We start from the raw sequence: 3,070 nt of genomic DNA, 5'->3' as shown, positions 1-3,070 counted from the left end.
AGGAGTATTATGAAAAGACAAAGGAAGTGAGTAAGAAATTTAAATAGTATATCTGGGAGAGGCAGCCTCTCCCATTAGTTTTATAATATAAATGTAATTAGATGTATATTTATATTATGGAATTAAAATATAATAAATAGAAAGATGAGTTATAATTCTTTAATAATCTTATAAGCTGAGATAGTCTCTCCTTTTAGTTTCTTAGGACTGTTCTTAATCTCATACCATCTTTTAATATCTGTAGCTTTAGGCTTTTCAACACTAATATCTAAAGATTCATATACATCAAGTACTTTAACAAGTAGTTCATCTCTTGTATAAATCTTACCTACCTGTAGGTTTAGTTGAGCTTTAACTTCATCTGTATTACTTATGATTGTTCTTGTTTGAGTAGCTCTGTCTGTAATTAAAGACCTATTCATTTTACTAGCTCTCATCATTGCTAGAGTTACTCCTGAATCTAACCACTCTTTAAATAGTGGATTGATAATATAAAAATTATCAATTGTATCTTGAATAGTTTGTCTAAGATCTTCATCTTTGTAGTTTTCTTCATACTCTTTAAGTAATAAGGAATATTCCTCTATTTGTTTCCTAACTGAGGGTTGTCTTCCAAGAGCTTTAGTATACTCTGAAGGTAATAAAGGTAAATTATAAGTACTCATATTAGGATCTAAATCTAGTAGACGCTTAGTAATAGTAGCATCCTCTAGAATTTCACCATCTTGATCGATATTACCTAGTACAGCAGAGTCACTGTGCATTGCTTTGTAAGTACTCATCTTAGCTTCAATACCATAAGGATGAAGCATAGGGTTCCCTTCATCATCACTAATTAAGTCATCAAACTCTTTAGTAACTAGTGCAGCTTTAGCCATTCGTTGAGCTACTAAAGAATCTTTATTATCCTCTAGGAACTGTATTAAGTCTGTTCTTTCTTGAGTAGCTTTAGCTAAGAAATCTTCTTCATTCAAATTATAATCAGAAGACTGTGTACTCCATAAATATATAATAGGGTTATCTACTCGTTGATTAGTTATCTGATTCTTTCTGAATCTACCTAGTATCTGTTTAACATCTGTTTCAATACTGAATCTTGAAGACTTTTGATCAGGGGTAGTAACAATAATGGATACTGGTATAGCATTTGTAATATGGTTGGGGTAATAATCATGTCCTTCAAAACCCATACTAGATATAACGTTGATACGCTTATTGTTACTACCGTTAGGAGCAGACCCATAAGAGAAATTACTACCAAGATGCTTCTTAAAGTATCTTGTGTTATTTGGGTTCTCAGCAAACATAAAATTAACATCTTTTAAAGATAAAGTCTTTTTACATTTAAATAACTTCTTTAAAAAACTGATTACTCCTGCTTTAGAATTATAAAAGATATACATTTCTTCTGAAGTATTATTATACTTATCAAGTACTGTAGCTAGAAGTCTTTCTACCATACCTTCTTTAACATAAGCATGTTCAATATGTGGTGTCACTTTACCTTCCCAATCCATTTCAATAATATCTAAAGATCTCATAGGTTCAGGTAAGTATTTATAATCAGTTGGTGTAGCAGTTAAGTAAGAGACTGACTTAAATTCTTGATTATTATTAAGTAGTTTAATACAAACGTTAGGTTTAAAGCTACCTAAATAGATAATCATTTTATGGAATTCATCAATAAGGAGTCTAAAATCTTTAGCTTTCTCTCCAAGAGCTTCTTTTACTTTAGGTACTGAATCATATGTAACCATGATTTTCTTACCACCTTTAGCTACATAGTCTCGTATTTGTTCAGTAGTTACACCTTGATACACACCAAGAACATTAGGGTATCTCTCTACTTGTTCTATCTTATTCTTAATTAAAGATACTAAATGTACTGCAACAATATAAGGTTCATCATTAGTTAAAGCTAAGCTAGTACCACCTGTTCCTGTTAATTGTTTACAAATTAAAGCATTAGCAGGAAGATCTCCTTTGTAATCCTCTTTAATTTCTTTTATATCTGAGATATATTCTATACCTTTAGGTACATCAATTTTAATAATGTTCATAATAATCCTTTCTTAAATAAAAATGTTCTAACTTTTTTGTCCTATTTAAATATATAGGATATAGCTACTCTAGCGCACTTCACTTTGTTAGATTCTAAAGTAGATTTATAGATAACTCTATAGTAAGACTAGCTTTAGTGAAAATGTTCTAACTTTTTACCCAGTATAGGTATAAGAGATATTCTAGCGCACTTCACTTTGTTAGAAGATGGTAAAATAAAAAAACCACTTAAGGTTTTGTATGTCGATACATATACACACTCTCCAATATCTTGACAACTATTGATACTAAAACCATTTCAAGAGATCTGACGATCCCTCTCATGCTTTCTCCAACATGAAGCAATTAGATGCAATTCCTTTCTATCTCTAATTAGATAATAAATAGAGAGTGAATATAGTAGATACGTCTTAATATACATATATCTATACGCTTAAGCACCTTCATTGGTAAATGTTAAATGTATAAGTAATACGTCTTCTCTACTTACTTTAGTAATACTCTCTAATTATATTAATAAAATAAGTAACTAACGTAGTGCTAACATAATTAGAGGGTAGAGAGATAGCTTTGTCTATCTCTTTATCTCTCTCTGCATCATATATGAGCTTACCATGAAGTAGTATGTTTATATCTATTAGGTTGTCCTGCTCCTATGTAAACGATTACATCTTTGTATGTAGTATAGTAGATGATATGTGTATGCATGTTGATTGTTTCCTTACAGTTTTTTAATAATTTTGAATGCGTGTTTCTTACTAGTATCTTTAGTATTTTGTAATAAGAAGAATTTACTTAAATAAGAAGCAGATGTTTTAGCAGCATTATGTTTTTTAAGTTGTTCAGAGATATATGTTCTACTGTAGACTTCACCTACTTTAAAGAATTTAGTAATCCAATTGTCTCCATAGTTAGATTGAAACTCTATATCATATAATTGTCTGATTCTAGTACTATTATACGTGTAAGCTTTAATCTTATCTTTACCTAATACTTTATAGTATTCAAT

At 29.9% G+C, this 3,070-nt stretch carries 2 protein-coding genes; both read right to left on the bottom strand.

Features of this window, described 5'->3' with window-relative positions:
* Window positions 1-149: 149 nt before the first annotated feature.
* The gene (locus Q1W15_RS24380; RefSeq protein ID WP_300733821.1) at window positions 150-2,060 is read right to left on the bottom strand and encodes a hypothetical protein; all 1,911 of its coding nucleotides are present in this window, start codon (window positions 2,058-2,060) and stop codon (window positions 150-152) included.
* 722 nt (window positions 2,061-2,782) lie between these two features.
* On the bottom strand, window positions 2,783-3,070 hold a 288-nt coding region (locus tag Q1W15_RS24375; protein WP_300733819.1), incomplete at its 5' end, for a hypothetical protein.

The sequence above is a fragment of the Pseudomonas sp. genome (genome assembly GCF_030150285.1).
In the GTDB taxonomy this organism is placed as follows: Bacteria; Pseudomonadota; Gammaproteobacteria; order Pseudomonadales; family Pseudomonadaceae; genus Aquipseudomonas.
This window is presented reverse-complemented; position numbering and strand designations above follow the sequence as displayed.